18 protein-coding genes are annotated in these 16,332 nt (G+C 60.5%); 13 read left to right on the top strand and 5 right to left on the bottom strand.

Annotated elements, in window-relative coordinates; all coding sequences use genetic code 11:
• Positions 1-60: 60 nt before the first annotated feature.
• On the bottom strand, positions 61-2,043 hold the full coding sequence (locus B9Z47_RS14610) for a DNA topoisomerase IV subunit B (RefSeq protein WP_108331972.1): 1,983 nt from the start codon (positions 2,041-2,043) through the stop codon (positions 61-63).
• Positions 2,044-2,232: 189 nt separating this feature from the next.
• On the opposite strand from B9Z47_RS14610, the gene B9Z47_RS14605 reads away from it, so the two are divergent.
• The 5 genes from B9Z47_RS14605 (at position 2,233) to bamC (ending at position 6,261) form a co-directional block, all read left to right on the top strand.
• Positions 2,233-3,444: an MFS transporter gene (locus B9Z47_RS14605; RefSeq protein ID WP_108331971.1), complete on the top strand. Its 1,212-nt coding sequence runs from the start codon at positions 2,233-2,235 to the stop codon at positions 3,442-3,444.
• A complete protein-coding gene (locus B9Z47_RS19125) occupies positions 3,441-3,563 on the top strand; it encodes a hypothetical protein (RefSeq protein WP_255418468.1) in 123 nt (40 codons plus the stop codon). Before B9Z47_RS14605 ends, B9Z47_RS19125 begins: the two co-directional genes overlap by 4 nt.
• Before the next feature lie 16 nt (positions 3,564-3,579).
• On the top strand, positions 3,580-4,125 hold the full coding sequence (locus B9Z47_RS14600) for a bifunctional 2-polyprenyl-6-hydroxyphenol methylase/3-demethylubiquinol 3-O-methyltransferase UbiG (RefSeq protein WP_108331970.1): 546 nt from the start codon (positions 3,580-3,582) through the stop codon (positions 4,123-4,125).
• Positions 4,126-4,234: 109 nt separating this feature from the next.
• Entirely contained in the window at positions 4,235-5,131 is an 897-nt protein-coding gene (gene dapA / locus B9Z47_RS14595; protein WP_108331969.1) for a 4-hydroxy-tetrahydrodipicolinate synthase, read from the top strand.
• 20 nt (positions 5,132-5,151) lie between these two features.
• Positions 5,152-6,261 (top strand): outer membrane protein assembly factor BamC, encoded by a 1,110-nt coding sequence (gene bamC, locus B9Z47_RS14590; RefSeq protein WP_233253825.1) that lies wholly within the window; start codon positions 5,152-5,154, stop codon positions 6,259-6,261.
• Between the two features lie 82 nt (positions 6,262-6,343).
• Here the strand turns inward: bamC and B9Z47_RS14585 are convergent, their stop codons facing one another.
• Together B9Z47_RS14585 and B9Z47_RS14580 are read right to left on the bottom strand one after the other, a co-directional pair.
• A complete protein-coding gene (locus B9Z47_RS14585) occupies positions 6,344-6,535 on the bottom strand; it encodes a hypothetical protein (RefSeq protein WP_108331968.1) in 192 nt (63 codons plus the stop codon).
• Positions 6,536-6,719: 184 nt separating this feature from the next.
• Positions 6,720-7,859 (bottom strand): cupin domain-containing protein, encoded by a 1,140-nt coding sequence (locus B9Z47_RS14580; protein WP_108331967.1) that lies wholly within the window; start codon positions 7,857-7,859, stop codon positions 6,720-6,722.
• A gap of 87 nt (positions 7,860-7,946) precedes the next feature.
• Between B9Z47_RS14580 and B9Z47_RS14575 the strand changes: the two genes are divergently transcribed.
• Positions 7,947-8,480, top strand: coding sequence for a peptidylprolyl isomerase (locus B9Z47_RS14575; RefSeq protein WP_108331966.1), 534 nt, complete (start codon positions 7,947-7,949; stop codon positions 8,478-8,480).
• A gap of 86 nt (positions 8,481-8,566) precedes the next feature.
• Here B9Z47_RS14575 and dut read toward each other — a convergent pair whose 3' ends face one another.
• Both dut and coaBC read right to left on the bottom strand, forming a co-directional pair.
• Positions 8,567-9,016 carry a dUTP diphosphatase gene (dut, locus tag B9Z47_RS14570; protein ID WP_108331965.1) on the bottom strand — a complete coding sequence of 150 codons (450 nt, stop codon included), beginning with the start codon at positions 9,014-9,016 and terminating at the stop codon, positions 8,567-8,569.
• A gap of 54 nt (positions 9,017-9,070) precedes the next feature.
• Positions 9,071-10,282 carry a bifunctional phosphopantothenoylcysteine decarboxylase/phosphopantothenate--cysteine ligase CoaBC gene (gene coaBC / locus B9Z47_RS14565; protein ID WP_108331964.1) on the bottom strand — a complete coding sequence of 404 codons (1,212 nt, stop codon included), beginning with the start codon at positions 10,280-10,282 and terminating at the stop codon, positions 9,071-9,073.
• Between the two features lie 344 nt (positions 10,283-10,626).
• On the opposite strand from coaBC, the gene B9Z47_RS14560 reads away from it, so the two are divergent.
• From B9Z47_RS14560 to B9Z47_RS14530, 7 genes are read left to right on the top strand one after another with little or no spacing between them, the layout of a single operon-like run.
• Complete coding sequence (locus tag B9Z47_RS14560; RefSeq protein ID WP_108331963.1) at positions 10,627-12,273, top strand: CTP synthase; 1,647 nt, start codon at positions 10,627-10,629, stop codon at positions 12,271-12,273.
• Positions 12,274-12,300: 27 nt separating this feature from the next.
• Entirely contained in the window at positions 12,301-13,155 is an 855-nt protein-coding gene (kdsA, locus tag B9Z47_RS14555) for a 3-deoxy-8-phosphooctulonate synthase (protein WP_108331962.1), read from the top strand.
• Positions 13,152-13,439 carry a DUF1330 domain-containing protein gene (locus B9Z47_RS14550; protein WP_108331961.1) on the top strand — a complete coding sequence of 96 codons (288 nt, stop codon included), beginning with the start codon at positions 13,152-13,154 and terminating at the stop codon, positions 13,437-13,439. Before kdsA ends, B9Z47_RS14550 begins: the two co-directional genes overlap by 4 nt.
• 47 nt (positions 13,440-13,486) lie before the next feature.
• Positions 13,487-14,773: a phosphopyruvate hydratase gene (gene eno / locus B9Z47_RS14545; RefSeq protein WP_108331960.1), complete on the top strand. Its 1,287-nt coding sequence runs from the start codon at positions 13,487-13,489 to the stop codon at positions 14,771-14,773.
• A gap of 12 nt (positions 14,774-14,785) precedes the next feature.
• The gene (ftsB, locus tag B9Z47_RS14540; protein WP_108331959.1) at positions 14,786-15,061 is read left to right on the top strand and encodes a cell division protein FtsB; all 276 of its coding nucleotides are present in this window, start codon (positions 14,786-14,788) and stop codon (positions 15,059-15,061) included.
• Positions 15,058-15,630, top strand: coding sequence for a nicotinamide riboside transporter PnuC (pnuC, locus tag B9Z47_RS14535; protein WP_108331958.1), 573 nt, complete (start codon positions 15,058-15,060; stop codon positions 15,628-15,630). Before ftsB ends, pnuC begins: the two co-directional genes overlap by 4 nt.
• On the top strand, positions 15,627-16,319 hold the full coding sequence (locus tag B9Z47_RS14530) for an AAA family ATPase (RefSeq protein WP_233253824.1): 693 nt from the start codon (positions 15,627-15,629) through the stop codon (positions 16,317-16,319). Before pnuC ends, B9Z47_RS14530 begins: the two co-directional genes overlap by 4 nt.
• The last annotated feature ends 13 nt before the right edge of the window (positions 16,320-16,332 follow it).

Genomic DNA, 16,332 nt, shown 5'->3' with positions numbered 1-16,332 from the left:
GATCTGGGTGCTGGTGAAAGCACCATTGCATTGTATTACCAAGTAAGAATTGACACCGATTTACACATCGATTTCAATCGAGTCGCCATGCAGCTCCATCAGCTCGCGCCGCGCCGCAGCTTCGCCTTTGCCCATCAGCTGCATCATCAGGTTTTCGGTCCCCGCGTTGTCCAGCGGGCCCAGCTCGATGGGCAGCAGGCGGCGCGTGTCGGGGTTGAGCGTGGTGTCCCACAGCTGCTCGGCACTCATCTCGCCCAGACCCTTGAAGCGGCTGATGCTCCAGCCGCCTTCTTTGACGCCGTCCTTGCGCAGCTTGTCGATGATGGCGGTCAGCTCGCCTTCGTCCAGCGCATAGGCTTTGGAGGCCGGTTTTTTGCCGCGTGCGGGTGCATCGACCCGGAACAGCGGCGGCCGCGCCACATACAAGTGTCCTGCTTCGATCAGCTTGGGGAAATGGCGGAAAAACAAGGTGAGCAGCAGCACCTGGATGTGCGAGCCGTCCACGTCCGCATCGCTCAAGATGCAGACCTTGCCGTAGCGCAGGTTGCTCATGTCGGGGTTGTCGTTGGGCCCGTGCGGGTCCACGCCGATGGCCACCGAAATGTCATGGATTTCGTTGTTGGCAAACAAGCGGTCGCGGTCCACTTCCCAGGTGTTGAGCACCTTGCCGCGCAGGGGCAAGATGGCCTGGCACTCTTTGTTGCGGCCCATCTTGGCGCTGCCGCCGGCCGAATCGCCCTCGACCAGAAACACTTCGTTGTGCAGGATGTCTTTGCTTTCGCAGTCGGTCAGCTTGCCAGGCAGCACCGCCACGCCGGAGCTTTTGCGTTTTTCGACCTTCTGGCCCGCTTTCTGGCGCGACTGGGCGGCTTTGATGGCCAGCTCGGCCAGCTTTTTCCCGTAGTCCACATGCTCGTTGAGCCACAGCTCCAGGGCCGGGCGCACAAAACTGGAGATCAGACGCACCGCGTCACGCGAGTTCAGGCGCTCCTTGACCTGCCCCTGAAACTGAGGATCGAGCACCTTGGCGCTCAGCACATAGCTGGCGCGAGCGAACACGTCTTCGGGCATGAGCTTGACGCCTTTGGGCAGCAAACCATGCAATTCAATGAAGCTCTTGACGGCGGTGAACAGGCCATCGCGCAAGCCACTGTCGTGCGTGCCGCCTGCGCTGGTGGGGATCAAATTCACGTAGCTCTCGCGCACCGGGGCGCCGTCTTCGGTGAACGCCACCGCCCAGCTGGCCCCTTCGCCTTCGGCAAAGCTGTCGTTGTTGCCGTCGGCAAAGCCTTCGCCCGCAAACAGCGGAATCACCGGGTCGGCCGTCAGGGTCTGGGTCAGGTAGTCGCCCAAGCCCCCTTTGTATTGCCAGGTCTGGGTTTCCTTGGTTTTTTCATTCACCAGGCTGACGCTCACGCCGGGCATGAGCACGGCTTTGCTGCGCAGCAGATGCGTCAGCTCGCCCATGGGCAGCGCGGGCGAGTCGAAATATTTGACATCGGGCCACACGCGCACCGAGGTGCCTTGTTTGCGGTCCCCCGCTTCCTGCGCACGCGACACCAGCGGCTCGACCACATCGCCACCGGAAAACACCAGCGTGGCCACCTGCCCTTCGCGGTGGCTGGTGGCTTCCAGGCGCTTGGACAGCGCATTGGTCACGCTCACGCCCACGCCGTGCAAGCCACCCGAGAAGCTGTAAGCCCCGCCCTTGCCCTTGTCGAACTTGCCGCCCGCGTGCAAGCGGGTGAACACCAGCTCGATCACCGGGGCTTTTTCTTCGGGGTGCAGGCCAAACGGAATGCCCCGGCCATCGTCTTCGATGCCCACCGAGCCGTCGGCGTGCAGGGTGACTTTGATTTTTTTACCGTAGCCCGCCAGCGCTTCGTCGGCGGCGTTGTCCAGCACTTCCTGGATGATGTGCAAGGGGTTGTCGGTGCGGGTGTACATGCCCGGCCGCTGCTTGACAGGCTCCAGGCCTTTCAGGACACGGATCGAGCCTTCGGAATACTCGTTGGAGGTTTTGACAGTTGATTGGGTAGCCATGGTGGCGGATTGTAGTGGGATTTATGGCGACCTACTGGATAAAAAAACAGCCCTCATTTGAAGCCAGTGACCCGCCCCCTGCCCGTCACGCCACCAGCCATCGCGGACAGGGTCCGGGCTGGCTCTTTTGCAGCGCGCACTGTCCCAGCGCTGACCCGATTTCGGGCTGGGATTGGTTACAGTCAGTGCATGCAACACAAACCCTTGTCTTTATTCCAGGTGCTGGCCTGCGGCGCCGCCATCGTGACCCTCTCCATGGGCATCCGCCACGGCTTTGGCCTGTGGCTGCAACCGGTCACCCAGACCCAGGGCTGGGGCCGCCAGGAATTTGCCTTCGCCATGGCCATCCAGAACCTGTCATGGGGCTTGATGGGCATTTTTGCAGGCATGCTGGCCGACAAATTCGGGGCTTTTCGGGTGATCACTGCCGGTGCCCTGCTCTACGCATTGGGGCTGGTGGGCATGTCGCAGGCCCAGACGCCCTGGATGTTTGCGCTCTTCACCGGGGTCATCATCGGCACCGCTCAAGCCGGAACGACCTATGCGGTGATTTACGGGGTAATCGGGCGCAACGTGCCAGCCGAGCGGCGCTCATGGGCCATGGGCATTGCTGCGGCGGCGGGCAGTTTTGGCCAGTTTCTGATGGTTCCCGTTGAAGGCATGCTGATCGGTCAGGCGGGCTGGCAAGGGGCTTTGCTCATTTTGGCCGCAGCCACCGCCTTGATCATTCCGCTGGCATGGGGCTTGCGCGAACCGGCCTTGCACAGCCAGGGCCCGGCCAAGCGCGAGCAAACCATTGCGCAATCACTGAAAGAGGCTTTTCAGTACCCCAGCTTTCAGCTCTTGATGGCAGGCTATTTTGTGTGCGGTTTTCAGGTGGTGTTCATTGGCGTGCACATGCCCAGCTACCTGAAAGACCACGGTCTGGCGCCCCAGGTGGCCAGTTATGCGCTGGCTCTGATCGGGCTGTTCAATGTGTTTGGCACGTACATCGCCGGCACGATGGGCCAGAAAATGGCCAAAAAGAACATCCTGGCCATCATTTACATCTCCCGCTCGGTGGCGATCACGCTGTTTTTGCTGGCCCCGCTCACGCCCACCAGCGTTTACATCTTTTCGGCCGTGATGGGTTTGCTGTGGTTGTCCACCGTGCCGCCGACCAATGCGGCTGTCGCCCAGATTTTCGGGGTGGCGCATTTGTCCATGCTCAGCGGCTTCATCTTTTTCAGCCACCAAATCGGCTCGTTCATGGGCGTGTGGCTGGGCGGCTATCTGTATGACCAAACCGGCAGCTACGACATTGTCTGGTACTTGTCGATCGCGCTGGGCGTGTTTGCCGCGCTGGTGAACCTGCCCGTGCGCGAAAGCGCCATCGCACGCCACGCGCCGCAAACCGCATGAACATCCACAAAACCACCTGGTTGCTGGCCGCCGTTATGGCACTGGGCCTGACGTTCTGGCTGTACGCCAGGCCCGGCGTGATCGTCTTGCTGGCTGAACAGCTGTGGTCCTGTTTCTGATGGGGAATTTTTGACTATGCACGGCACCGAAGAAGCTTCTGCCTGGGTCCGACGCTGGACGCATCTGATTTCGCCAGCCGGTCGCGCCCTGGACGTGGCCTGCGGGGCGGGCCGCCACATGCGATGGTTGGCGTCGCAAGGCCACGCGGTCACGGGAGTGGACAGCAACCCGGATGCGCTGGCACTGGCCAGCACGGCGGGCACCACACTTTTGGCCGACATCGAAAACGGCCCCTGGCCTCTGGCCGGACAGACATTTGACGCGGTGATCGTGACCCATTACCTCTGGCGGCCTTTGCTGCCGGTCATTGTGCAAAGCGTGGCCGAAGGTGGCGTGTTGATTTACGAGACCTTTGCCGCCGGCAACGAAACCGTGGGCAAACCATCGCGCCCCGACTTTTTGCTGCAACCCGGGGAGCTGCTGCAGGCCACCGCAGGCCTGCGCACCGTGGCTTACGAAGACGGGTTTGAGAGCAACACCAACCGTTTTGTGCAACGCATTGTGGCCATCCGCACGACTTCGCTGCCAGGTGTTTTGCGCTGCCCGCTGGACGGGGGTTGAACCCAGGCCATCACAAAGGCACCACCGGGACCCAAGGTCTCAGGCCCGAAGCCAAAGAAAAGACGGCTTCCCTCGTTAGAATGTATTTTTTGGCCAAAAACGACTCCAGATGACCACCGAATTTCGCCCCATCAAAGGCAGTATTCCTGCCCTGATCACCCCCATGCTCGAAGACGGCCAAGTGGATTACCCCACTTTGCGAAAACTGATCGACTGGCATGTGGCCGAAGGCACCGACTGCATCGGCGTGGTCGGCACCACGGGCGAGTCCCCCACTGTCACGGTCGAAGAACACTGCGAAATCATCCGCGTGTCGGTCGAACAAGCCGCTGGCCGCGTGCCAATCATGGCCGGTTGTGGTGCCAACTCGACAGCCGAAGCGATTGAGCTGGCCCAATTTGCCAAAAAAGTCGGTGCCGACTGCCAGTTGCAAGTCGTGCCCTACTACAACAAACCCACGCAAGAAGGCCAGTACCGCCACTTCCGTGCGATTGCCGAAGCCACGCCCGACCTGCCCGTGATTTTGTACAACGTGCCCGGCCGCTCAGTGGCCGATATGCAGCACGATACCGTGTTGCGACTGGCCCAAGTGCCCGGCATCGTCGGCATCAAGGAAGCCACGGGCAACATCGAACGTGCCCAGTGGCTGATCCGCGATCTGCCCAAGGAGTTTGCCGTTTACTCTGGTGATGACCCGACCGCCGTGGCCCTGATGCTGTGCGGCGGTGCAGGCAATATCAGCGTGACCGCCAACGTGGCGCCTCGCCTGATGCACGAACTGTGCATGGCGGCCATCCGTGGCGACATTGCCGAGGCCATGCGCATCCAGTTCCAGCTCATGCCCGTCCACAAAAACCTGTTTGTCGAAGCCAACCCGATCCCCGTGAAATGGGCCATGAACCGCATGGGCCTGTCAGGCCCCACTTTGCGTTTGCCCATGACCGAGTTGTCTGAAGGCCTGCATCCGGTGGTCGAGTCCGCACTCAAAGCCAGCGGCCTGATCTGATTCCCATCAAAGGATTGTTTGTGAACCCATCCCGTTTTCCATTCCAGCGCACGGCCACCGTGGCCGCACTGGCAGTCCTGCTCAGCGCCTGTTCGGTGCTGGAAGAAGACAAGGTCAATTACAAAAGTGCCGCCAAAGCGCCGACCCTCGAAGTTCCACCTGACCTGACCCAGCTGCGCAAAGATTCGCGCTATGCCATCGAAAGCACATCGGCAACGGCTTCAGGTTTCCAAAACGCTGCCAGCAAAGTGACCGATGCCGGCACCGCAGCCAATGTGCTGGGCAACGTCAAACTGGAACGCCAAGGTCAGCAGCGCTGGCTGGTTGCCGCCATGCCTGCGGACAAAGCTTGGGAATCCCTGCGGGAGTTCTGGGCCAGCAATGGTTTTGTGTTGGTGACCGACACACCAGAGGTGGGCATCATGGAAACCGAATGGGCGGAAAACCGGGCCAAGCTGCCACAAGACTTCGTGCGCAAAACTCTGGGCAAAGTGCTGGACTCGCTGTACTCCACCGGCGAGCGTGACAAATTCAGAACCCGGGTGGAACGCAATGCCCAAGGCGGCGTTGAAATTTACATCACCCACCGCGGCATGGTCGAAAACTATGCAGATGCACAAAAGGAAAGAACCATCTGGCAGCCGCGCCCCAGCGATCCGGAACTGGAAATCGAGTTCCTGCGCCGACTGATGATCACCCTCGGCTCATCACCCGAAGCGGCCAAAACAGCAGCCGGTTCAGCCACCGCTGCCGTGCTGCCGAGCGCGCAAGTGACACGCCTTGACGGACAACCCACGATCGTGCTGAACGACTCATTGGATCGCGCGTGGCGTCGCACAGGCGTTGCACTGGATCGAAGCGGCTTCACTGTAGAAGACCGTGACCGCACTTCCGGCATCTACTTTGTCCGTTACGTTGCACCGGGAACAACGGTACAGGAGCCGGGCTTTTTCAGCCGCCTTTTCAGCAGCAAGAAAGACACGCCGTCTGCACTGGTCAAGTACAGGATCAGCCTGACGGCTGTCACAGAAGCACAAGTCAAACTTCGGGTGTTGAACGCCAATGGGCAAGCAGAACAATCTGCCGATGCCGAACGCATACTCAAGCTCATTGCAGCCGAGCTTCGCTGAAAAACCACAACACCGGACGAAAAAAAACCCCGCAATGCGGGGTTTTTTGCGCTCCCGGTTGAAACCGGAAAGCTGCCGTGAATTACTTGGCAGCAGAAGCGTCAGCAGCAGGAGCCGAAGCGTCAGCGGCAGGAGCAGCTGGCGCAGCAGAAGCGTCAGCAGCAGGAGCTGCAGCAGCTGGTGCAGCAGCAGGAGCTGCAGCTTCTTCTTTTTTACCGCAAGCGGCCAAAGCAGCAGCAGCGATGATGGCGGCCAGAACGAGGGACTTGTTCATTTTGATTTTCCTAGTGTGTGTAAGTGAGAAAACAATTTCCGGAAATTGTCACAACGACCCGTCAGGTCATTGGGACCGAGTCAAAAGCACTCGAGCTCTTTTGTACTCAGCCTCGAATTATAGCGTTTTCCCTTAAAGAATTGACCAATCCTTTCAGCCAACTTGCATTTGCTCTGTACAAAATTCAAGATTCGCGAAGGTTTTCACACCCGTGCAACCATCCGGCAGCCGCCCAATCCAGCAACGCCTCTTGCGCATTCGCACTCAAAGTGCTGATTTTTTTACCCGAAATGAAGCGATCATCGGCTAATTTTCGCAAATTCACGGCATCCCGCCCACCCACCCGAAAGCTCTCACCATTTACAAAGATGTGTCGCTCGTCGTACATCATCCGGGTCCGTCGATCGAGTTGGGCCCCATGACTCAAATCGGGCTCATTCTCGGGGCTGTCAAACCAGACATTTGACTTGGGCTCGGTCAGGTACTCGCCCAGCAAACTCTCCAGCAAATGGGGATTTTTCAATGCTTTTGCGATCCCTTGTCGAGCGAAGTCCGCCAAAGACTGCGGAATGGCCGCCGGAGAGCCGACGGCGGCTTGGCTTGGATCGCGGTACAACGCATCCCCCACACCGTCAAAAGCCTCGTCGGCCAAGCCGAGCAACAACTCACGGGCCAACTCACCGGCCTGAGGCGAGCGAAAACCAATCGACCAGGTCATGCACTCGCCTTCGGCAATGCCGTCGTGCGCATATTTGGGCGGCAGGTACAGCATGTCACCGGGGTTGAGCACGAACTCCTCCTCCGCCTCAAAATTTTGCAAAATCTTCAGCGGCATGCCCGGCTGCAAGCTCAGGTCTTTTTGGCGGCCAATGCGCCAGCGGCGCTGGCCGTGGGCTTGCAGCAAAAACACGTCGTAGCTGTCAAAGTGCGGCCCCACGCCGCCGCCATCACTGGCGTAGCTGATCATTAAATCATCAAGCCGCGCATCGGGCACAAAGCGAAATTGCTGCAACAAGGCATGCACGCCATCGTGGTGCAAGTCCACGCCCTGTACCAGAAAAGTCCATTTCTTCTGACTGAACGGCGGCAAGCTACGTTTGGGCAAGGGGCCGTGCTTCATCTTCCAGCCCTTGTCCGAATCGATGATCAGGCGCGACTCCACACCGTCTTGCCCGGCCAGCGCCACCAGTTCCGAGCGCCCCACACAGGGCACAAAACCCGGGATCGCCTGGCGCACCAGCAACGGCTTTTTCTGCCAGTGGCGCTTCATGAATTGGCTGGGGCTCAGGCCACCGAGCAGGGCCAGGGGTTGATCTGTGTTCATGTTCCGAATCCGGTTGCGGGGCTCAAAAGGCCCCCTCTGAAAGACAAGGCGGCCAAAAACCGGCCGCCAAACTGCGACAATTGTCCTATGGAAATCAAGACACCTTCCGTGGTCGCACTGACCTGGACACTCAAAGACACGCTGGGCGAAATTCTGGACACACTGGATGAGCCCGTTGAATTTTTCATTGGCGGCAAAGACCTGCTGCCCAAAATCGAAGAGGCCCTGCAAGGCCACGAAAAAGGGGCCAAGGTCGACTTGCACCTGGAGCCCGAGGACGCTTTTGGCGACTTTGACGAGCACCTGCTGTTTCTGGAGCCGCTCGCCCTGTTCCCGCCCGGTCTTGAAGAAGGCCTGACCATCGAAGGCACCGCCTTGCCCGAAGGCTGCCACCCCGACGCGCCGCGCAATGTGCTCTACACCGTGACCGAGATTTACCCCGAACATGTGGTGCTGGACGGCAACCACCCGCTGTCAGGCATCGCGCTGCGCCTGAGCCTGAAGGTCGAATCGGTGCGCGAGCCGACCGAAGCCGAAGTGGGCAGCGGCAGCTGCGGCACAGGCTTTTTCAAGATCGAAGTGGGCGACGAAGGCACGCCCACGGGGCCCACAATCCACTGAAATGGCGGTAGGTCGGAGGCTTTAGCCCCGACACGCCTCACGGGTTCGCAACATCGGAGCTGAAGCTCCAACCTGCGGGCTCAGGCTTATTTCTTGCCGGTCGAACCGTAACCGCCCTCACCGCGCTCGCTGGGCGCATCAAATTCCTTGACCACGTTGAACGTGGCCTGCACCACCGGCACGATCACCATCTGCGCGATGCGCTCCATCGGCTCGATGGTGAACGCCACATCGCTGCGGTTCCAGGCACTGACCATCAGCTGGCCCTGGTAATCGCTGTCGATCAGCCCCACCAGATTGCCCAACACGATGCCATGCTTGTGGCCCAGGCCCGAGCGCGGCAGCAGCATGGCGGCGTAGCCCGGGTCTTTCAGGTGCACCGCGATGCCGGTGGGCACCAGCTGCCAGGCATTGGGCTGCAAGGTCAAGGGTGCGTCCAGACAGGCGCGCAAATCCAGCCCCGCGCTGCCGGGTGTGGCGTAAGCGGGCAACTGGTCGGCCATACGGGCGTCGATGATTTTGAGGTCGATGTTCATGGGCAATTTTTGAATGGGTGCAGGCGGTACTGCGCCGCCTGAATGACAAGAAACTTATGAAAGGCGCCGGGCGATGTCGTCGATCAGCTGCACCGCCAGATCTTGCTTGCTGCCGTGTGGCAGTTCACGGGCACCGGCATCGTCGACCAGCAGCAAAGCGTTGTCGTCTTGCCCGAACGTGGCTGGGCCGATGTTTCCCACCAGGAGCGGCACCCCTTTGCGGATGCGCTTGGCGGTGGCATGGGCCAGCAAATCATGGCTTTCGGCCGCAAAGCCCACGCAAAACAAGTCTCCGGACCGGGCGCGGGATGAAGCAGCCACCGTGGCCAGAATGTCCGGGTTCTCGACAAAACGCAAAGCCGGGGTCTGGCCGGAGCCGTCTTTCTTGATCTTCTGATCAGCCTGTGTGTCCGGGCGCCAGTCGGCCACCGCAGCCGTGGCCACAAACACCGAGGCATCGTCCACCCCAGCCAGCACCGCATCCAGCATCTGGCGCGCCGAGCGCACATCGATGCGCTGCACACCCCGGGGTGTGGCCAGGTGCACAGGCCCAGCCACCAGCGTCACCTCGGCCCCTGCCATGCGGGCGGCACGCGCAATCGCAAAACCCATCTTGCCGCTCGACAAATTGGTGATGCCGCGCACCGGGTCAATGGCTTCATAAGTGGGCCCGGCAGTCACCAGCACGCGCTGACCGGCCATGCGCTTAGGCGCAAAAAACGCCATCAGATCTTCCAGAATTTCTTCGGCTTCGAGCATGCGGCCGTCGCCGGTCTCGCCGCAGGCCTGATCACCCTGCCCCACATCGAGCACATGCACACCATCGGCTTTGAGTTGCGCCACATTGCGCTGGGTGGCTGGGTTAGACCACATTTCGCGGTTCATGGCGGGGGCCACGATCAGCGGGACTTTGTCGATGGGCCGTGCCAGACACATGAGGCTCAGCAGTTCGTCGGCACCGCCGTGCAGCAATTTGGACATGAAATCCGCACTGGCTGGGGCCACCACAATGGCATCAGCTTCGCGGCTCAGGTTGATGTGGGCCATGTTGTTGGCCTCACGCGGGTCCCACTGCGAGGTGTAAACCGGCCGGCCCGACAAAGCCTGCATGGTGACCGCCGTCATGAAGTGTTCGGCCGCCTCGGTCATCACGACCTGAACCGTGACGCCCGCCTTGACCAGGGCGCGGCAGAGTTCCGCAGACTTGAACGCGGCAACGCCACCTGACAATCCCAGAACGATGTGTTTTCCAGCCAATGTGCTCATGGCGGGGAATGTAGCAGAGAGAAAAGCGCCCAAGGATGTGATGTGGGAGGCTGCCCCTGCGGCCGAACAGATAGGGTGGCTCATCAGGCATTCGCGAGCAGGGGCTCGCTCCCACCAAAATACAAGCGCAACGCAGCGCCGGGGTGAGGTCTGGACGGATCGGGCGATTTGGCGAGCGAAGCGAGTATGAGCCCGACCGGCCAACCCTCACCCCGGTGCGGAAAACGACCGAGGACCCGGCACGGAAACCCGCAAGAATCGCCAGACGACCGGGAAAACCCGAAACCCGACTGTCTATAATCACGATTTCCACCTTCCGGGAGCGCCAAGCTCCCGTCTTGGACATGACCAAATTCGTCTTCGTCACCGGCGGTGTGGTGTCTTCCCTGGGCAAGGGAATCGCCTCCGCCTCTCTGGCTGCCATCCTTGAATCGCGCGGCCTCTCTGTCACCCTCATCAAGCTCGACCCTTACCTCAACGTCGACCCCGGCACCATGAGCCCGATCCAGCACGGCGAGGTGTTTGTGACCGACGACGGCGCAGAAACCGACCTGGACCTGGGCCACTACGAGCGCTTCATCAACACCCGGATGAAGAAGGCCAACAACTTCACGACCGGCCAGATCTACAAAAGCGTGCTCGAAAAAGAGCGCCGTGGCGACTACCTGGGCAAGACCGTGCAGGTCATCCCCCACGTCACCAACGAAATCCAGGACTTCGTCAAGCGCGGCGCCGGTTTTGGCACCCCCGACGCCGTGGATGTGGCGATTGTGGAGATCGGCGGCACCGTGGGCGACATCGAATCGCTGCCATTTTTGGAAGCCGTGCGCCAGCTCAGCCTGCGTCTGGGCCCCAACAACACCGCTTTTGTGCACCTGACTTACCTGCCCTGGATCGCCACGGCGGGTGAACTGAAAACCAAACCCACCCAGCACACGGTGCAAAAACTGCGCGAAATCGGCATCCAGCCTGATGCGCTGCTGTGCCGCGCTGACCGCTACATCCCCGACGACGAGCGCGAAAAAATCTCGCTGTTCACCAACGTGCAAGGCTGGGGCGTGATCTCCATGCCCGACGTGGACACCATCTACAAAGTGCCCCGCGTGTTGCACGAACAGGGCCTCGACGGCCTGATCTGCGACAAACTGCGCCTGAACACACCGCCAGCCAACCTCAAGCGCTGGGACGATCTGGTGCACGACACCGAGCACCCGCAAGGCGAAGTGACGATTGCGATGGTGGGCAAATACGTGGAACTGACCGACAGCTACAAATCGGTCAACGAAGCGCTCAAGCACGCCGGCATGCGCAACCATGTGCGCGTGAAGATCGAGCACATCGATTCCGAAACCATCACCCCCGAAACCGTGGCCAGCTTGGCCAATTTTGACGGCGTGCTGGTGCCCGGCGGCTTTGGCAAACGCGGTGTCGAGGGCAAGATCGAAACCGCCCAATACGCACGCACCCACAAAGTGCCATATCTCGGCATCTGCTTGGGCATGCAAGTGGCCACCATCGAATATGCCCGCCATGTGGCCGGGATGAAAGACGCCAACAGCACCGAATTCGAGCCCGAGACGCCCTTCCCCGTGATTGCTTTGATCAACGAATGGAAAGACGCGGACGGCTCTATCCAGGTGCGTGACGCCAACTCCGACCTGGGCGGCACCATGCGACTGGGCGCGCAAAGCTCCGACGTGACCCCCGGCACGCTGGCTCACCAGATTTATGGCGATGTGGTCACCGAGCGCCACCGCCACCGGTATGAAGCCAACGTCAATTACTTGGACGAGCTGCGCAAAGCGGGCTTGGTGATTTCGGCGTTGACCCAGCGCGAGCAACTGACAGAGATCGTTGAGCTGCCCCAAACCGTGCACCCTTGGTATGTGGGTGTGCAGTTCCACCCTGAATTCAAGTCCACCCCTTGGGACGGCCACCCGCTCTTCAACGCCTTCATCAAGGCCGCGATCTCGCACAAAGCCACTGTTTAAGCCCTGAAACCCACCACCGGACACCCCATGAAACTCTGCGGATTTGACGTCGGTCTGAACCAGCCCTTCTTTTTGATCGCTGGCACCTGCTCCATCGAAAGCCTGGAAATGTCTCTGGAAGTGGCCGGTCAGCTCAAGGAAGCCTGCACCGCCTTGGGCATTCCGTTGATCTACAAAGGTTCATTTGACAAAGCCAACCGCTCGTCGGGCAGCACCCAGCGCGGCGTAGGCATCGATGCGGGCCTGAAAATTTTGGATGAAGTGCGCCGCCAGATCGGCGTGCCCATCCTCACCGACGTGCACGACGAATCGCAAGTCAAAACCGTGGCCAGTGTGGTCGATGTGCTGCAAACCCCCGCCTTCTTGTGCCGCCAGACCGATTTCATCCGCGCCGTGGCCCAGTCGGGCAAGCCGGTGAACATCAAGAAGGGCCAGTTTTTGGCCCCTTGGGACATGAAAAACGTCATCGACAAAGCCCGCAGCGCCGCTCGCGAAGTTGGCCTGCCCGAAGACAACTTCTTGGCCTGCGAACGCGGTGTGAGCTTTGGCTACAACAACCTGGTGGCCGACATGACGAGCTTGGCCGAAATGCGCAAAACCGGCGCGCCGGTGGTGTTTGACGTGACCCACTCGGTGCAAAAGCCGGGCGGCCAAGGCACCAGCAGCGGCGGCGCCCGCGAGATGGTGCCGGTGCTGGCCCGCGCTGGTGTGGCCGCAGGTGTGGCCGGTTTGTTCATGGAGACCCACCCCAAACCCGCCGAGGCCTGGTCCGACGGCCCCAACGCCGTGCCACTAGGCAAGATGAAGGCCCTGCTGGAGACCTTAGTGCAACTCGATTCCGTCACCAAAAAGAACCCGTTTTTAGAGGACGATTTTTCATGAGCGGCTATATCATCGCCCACGTTCAGGTGACCAACCCCACCCAGTACGAAGAGTACAAAAAGTGGTCCTCTGCGGCCATGCAAGCGCACAACGCTGAAGTCTGCGTGCGTGGCGGCCAGGTACAGGTGCTGGAGGGCGACTGGGCCCCGGAACGGATCGTGATTCTGAAGTTCCCGACCTTCGATGCCGCCAAGGCGTTTTACGAAACACCCGAATACCTCAAGGCCCGCGAAGCCCGAGCAGGTGCCGCCATCATGAGCATGGTTGTGGTCGAAGGTCTTTGACCTGAGCTTGAAACCCCGTTTTATTTTTCAATTGAGAGAGTTCAAAAATGAGTGCAATCGTTGATATCGTCGGCCGTGAAATCCTCGACAGCCGTGGCAACCCCACCGTCGAATGCGACGTGCTGCTGGAGTCCGGCGTGATGGGCCGCGCCGCTGTGCCGTCCGGCGCATCGACCGGCAGCCGCGAAGCCATTGAGCTGCGCGACGGCGACAAGAGCCGCTACTTGGGCAAAGGCGTGCTCAAGGCTGTTGAGCACATCAACACCGAAATCTCCGAAGCCGTGCTGGGCCTCGATGCCTCCGAGCAAGCGTTCCTGGACCGCACCCTGATTGACCTGGATGGCACCGAAAACAAGAGCCGCCTGGGTGCCAACGCCATGCTGGCCGTGTCCATGGCCGTGGCCCGCGCTGCGGCCGAAGAGTCTGGCCTGCCGCTGTACCGCTACTTTGGCGGCATGAATGGCAACCAGCTGCCCGTGCCCATGATGAACGTCATCAACGGCGGCGCACACGCCAACAACAACCTGGACTTGCAAGAGTTCATGATCATCCCCGTGGGCGCTCCAAGCTTCCGCGAAGCCGTGCGTTGGGGCGCTGAAGTGTTCCACGCGCTCAAGAAAATCATCCACGACAAAGGCATGAGCATTGCCGTGGGCGACGAAGGCGGCTTTGCCCCCAACGTGGACAGCCACGAAGCGGCCATCCAGATGGTGCTCGACGCGATTGCCGCAGCCGGTTACACGGCTGGCGAGCAAATCGCCATTGGCCTGGATTGCGCGGCCAGCGAGTTTTACAAAGACGGCAAGTACGTGCTCGCCGGTGAAGGCGGCATCAGCCTGACGTCTGAGCAGTGGACCGACATGCTGGCCACTTGGTGCGACAAGTACCCCATCATCAGCATCGAAGACGGCATGGCCGAAGGCGACTGGGACGGATGGAAAGTGTTGACAGACCGCCTGGCCAAGAACGTGCAGATCGTCGGTGACGACCTGTTCGTGACCAATACCAAGATCTTCAAAGAAGGCATCGACAAAGGCATCGCCAACTCGATCCTGATCAAGATCAACCAGATCGGCACCCTGACCGAGACCTTTGAAGCCATCGAGATGGCCAAACGTGCCGGTTACACCGCCGTCATCAGCCACCGCTCGGGCGAAACCGAAGACAGCACCATCGCCGACATCGCCGTGGGCCTGAACGCAGGTCAAATCAAAACTGGCTCCATGAGCCGCTCGGATCGCATGGCCAAGTACAACCAGCTGCTGCGCATCGAAGAAGACCTGGGCGAAGTGGCCGTGTACCCGGGCCGCAGCGCTTTTTACAACCTGCGCTAAGCCGAGCCTGTGATGGGCAACCGCCTGATCCCTTTGGTGCTGTTCGCCTTGCTGGTGATCGTACAAGCGCAATTGTGGTTCGGGCGGGGCAGCCTCACGCATGTGAATGAACTGCAAAAAGAGCTGGATCACCAAAAGCAGGCCAACGAATCGGCCCGGCGTCAAATGGAACAATTGAAAGCCGAAGTGAGCGACCTGAAAGAAGGTTTGAACATGGTCGAAGAGCGGGCTCGTCAGGAGTTGGGCATGGTCAAGCCCAACGAAATCTTCGTCCAGATCGCCAAATGATGTCGCCGATAGAGATCGCAGGTTTTGTCCTGTCCCTGGCCATGGTGGTCTGCAGCATCAAAGAGCTGCATTGGAGCTGGCCGCTGGCCATCGCCAGTTCCATCCTGTACTTTTTTGTGTTCAAGGACAGCCTGCTGTACGGAGAGGCGGGTCTGCAACTCGTTTTTGCCACGCTGGCCTTTTGGGGCTGGTGGCAATGGCTGCGCAAGGGCGACAACGCGCAGCCCACCCTCGTGATCCAGCGCCTGTCTGCGCGTGGTTGGTGGTGGGTGCTGATCGCCAGTGCCGTGTTGTGGCCCGCGCTGGCTTTGCTGCTGCAACACTTCACCGACAGCGATGTGGCCTGGTGGGACGCCTTGCCCACGGCCCTGAGCCTGGTCGGCCAGGCCCTGTTGGGCCGCAAATACATCGAGAACTGGCTGGTCTGGCTGGTGGTCAACGTGATCAGCGTGGCGCTGTTTGCCCACAAAGAGCTGTGGTTGACTTGCGTGCTCTACGCTTTGTTCACCGCCATGAGCATGTGGGGCTGGCGCGCCTGGCAGCGCAAGCTGCGCACACACATGGCATGAACCACGGCATGTACCACGGCATCAACCGCACACAGCGCATCGCCATCCTGGGGGCGGAAAGCACCGGTAAATCCTGGCTGGCACAAGCCTTGTCCAGCGTGATCCAGATGCGTGGACACGCCGTTTGCACTGTGGACGAGGTACTGCGCAACTGGTGCGAGCGCGAAGGCCGAACGCCCCAGCCACACGAGCAAATGGGCATTGCCATCGCGCAAGCCCGTGCCGTGTCACAGGCACCTGCAGGCTGGGTGATTGCAGACACCACGCCGATCATGACCGCGGTCTACAGCCACATGCTGTTTGAAGACGACAGCCTCTACCCCATGGCTTTGGAACACCAGGCCTTGTACGACAACACCTTGGTCACAGGACTCGATCTGCCCTGGGTGGCCGATGGCCTGCAACGCGACGGCCCGCATGTGCGCGGCCCGGTCGACACGCTGGTGCGACAAACGCTGGAGCGTGCAGGCATCAGCTACCGGGTGGTGTACGGGCAAGGCCACCAGCGCCTGAACAATGCCTTGCTGGCTTTGGGCCTGCCCGGCGAAGACCCTGCTGCGAGAGCCCTGCGCGAACAGTCTCAATTCGCCATCAACCAGGGCCGCACCGTGTGGCAATGCAACGAGTGCAGCGACCCGGACTGCGAGCACAAGTTGTTCAGTGGGCTGCTGGCCAAGCGGCCGGGCTGAGTCAGTTCAACGC

Origin of the sequence: Limnohabitans sp. 2KL-1 (assembly GCF_003063435.1) — a bacterium.
GTDB lineage: Bacteria > Pseudomonadota > Gammaproteobacteria > Burkholderiales > Burkholderiaceae_C > Limnohabitans_A.
Note: the sequence above shows the minus strand (reverse complement) of the source record. Positions and strands in the feature narration are given on the sequence as shown.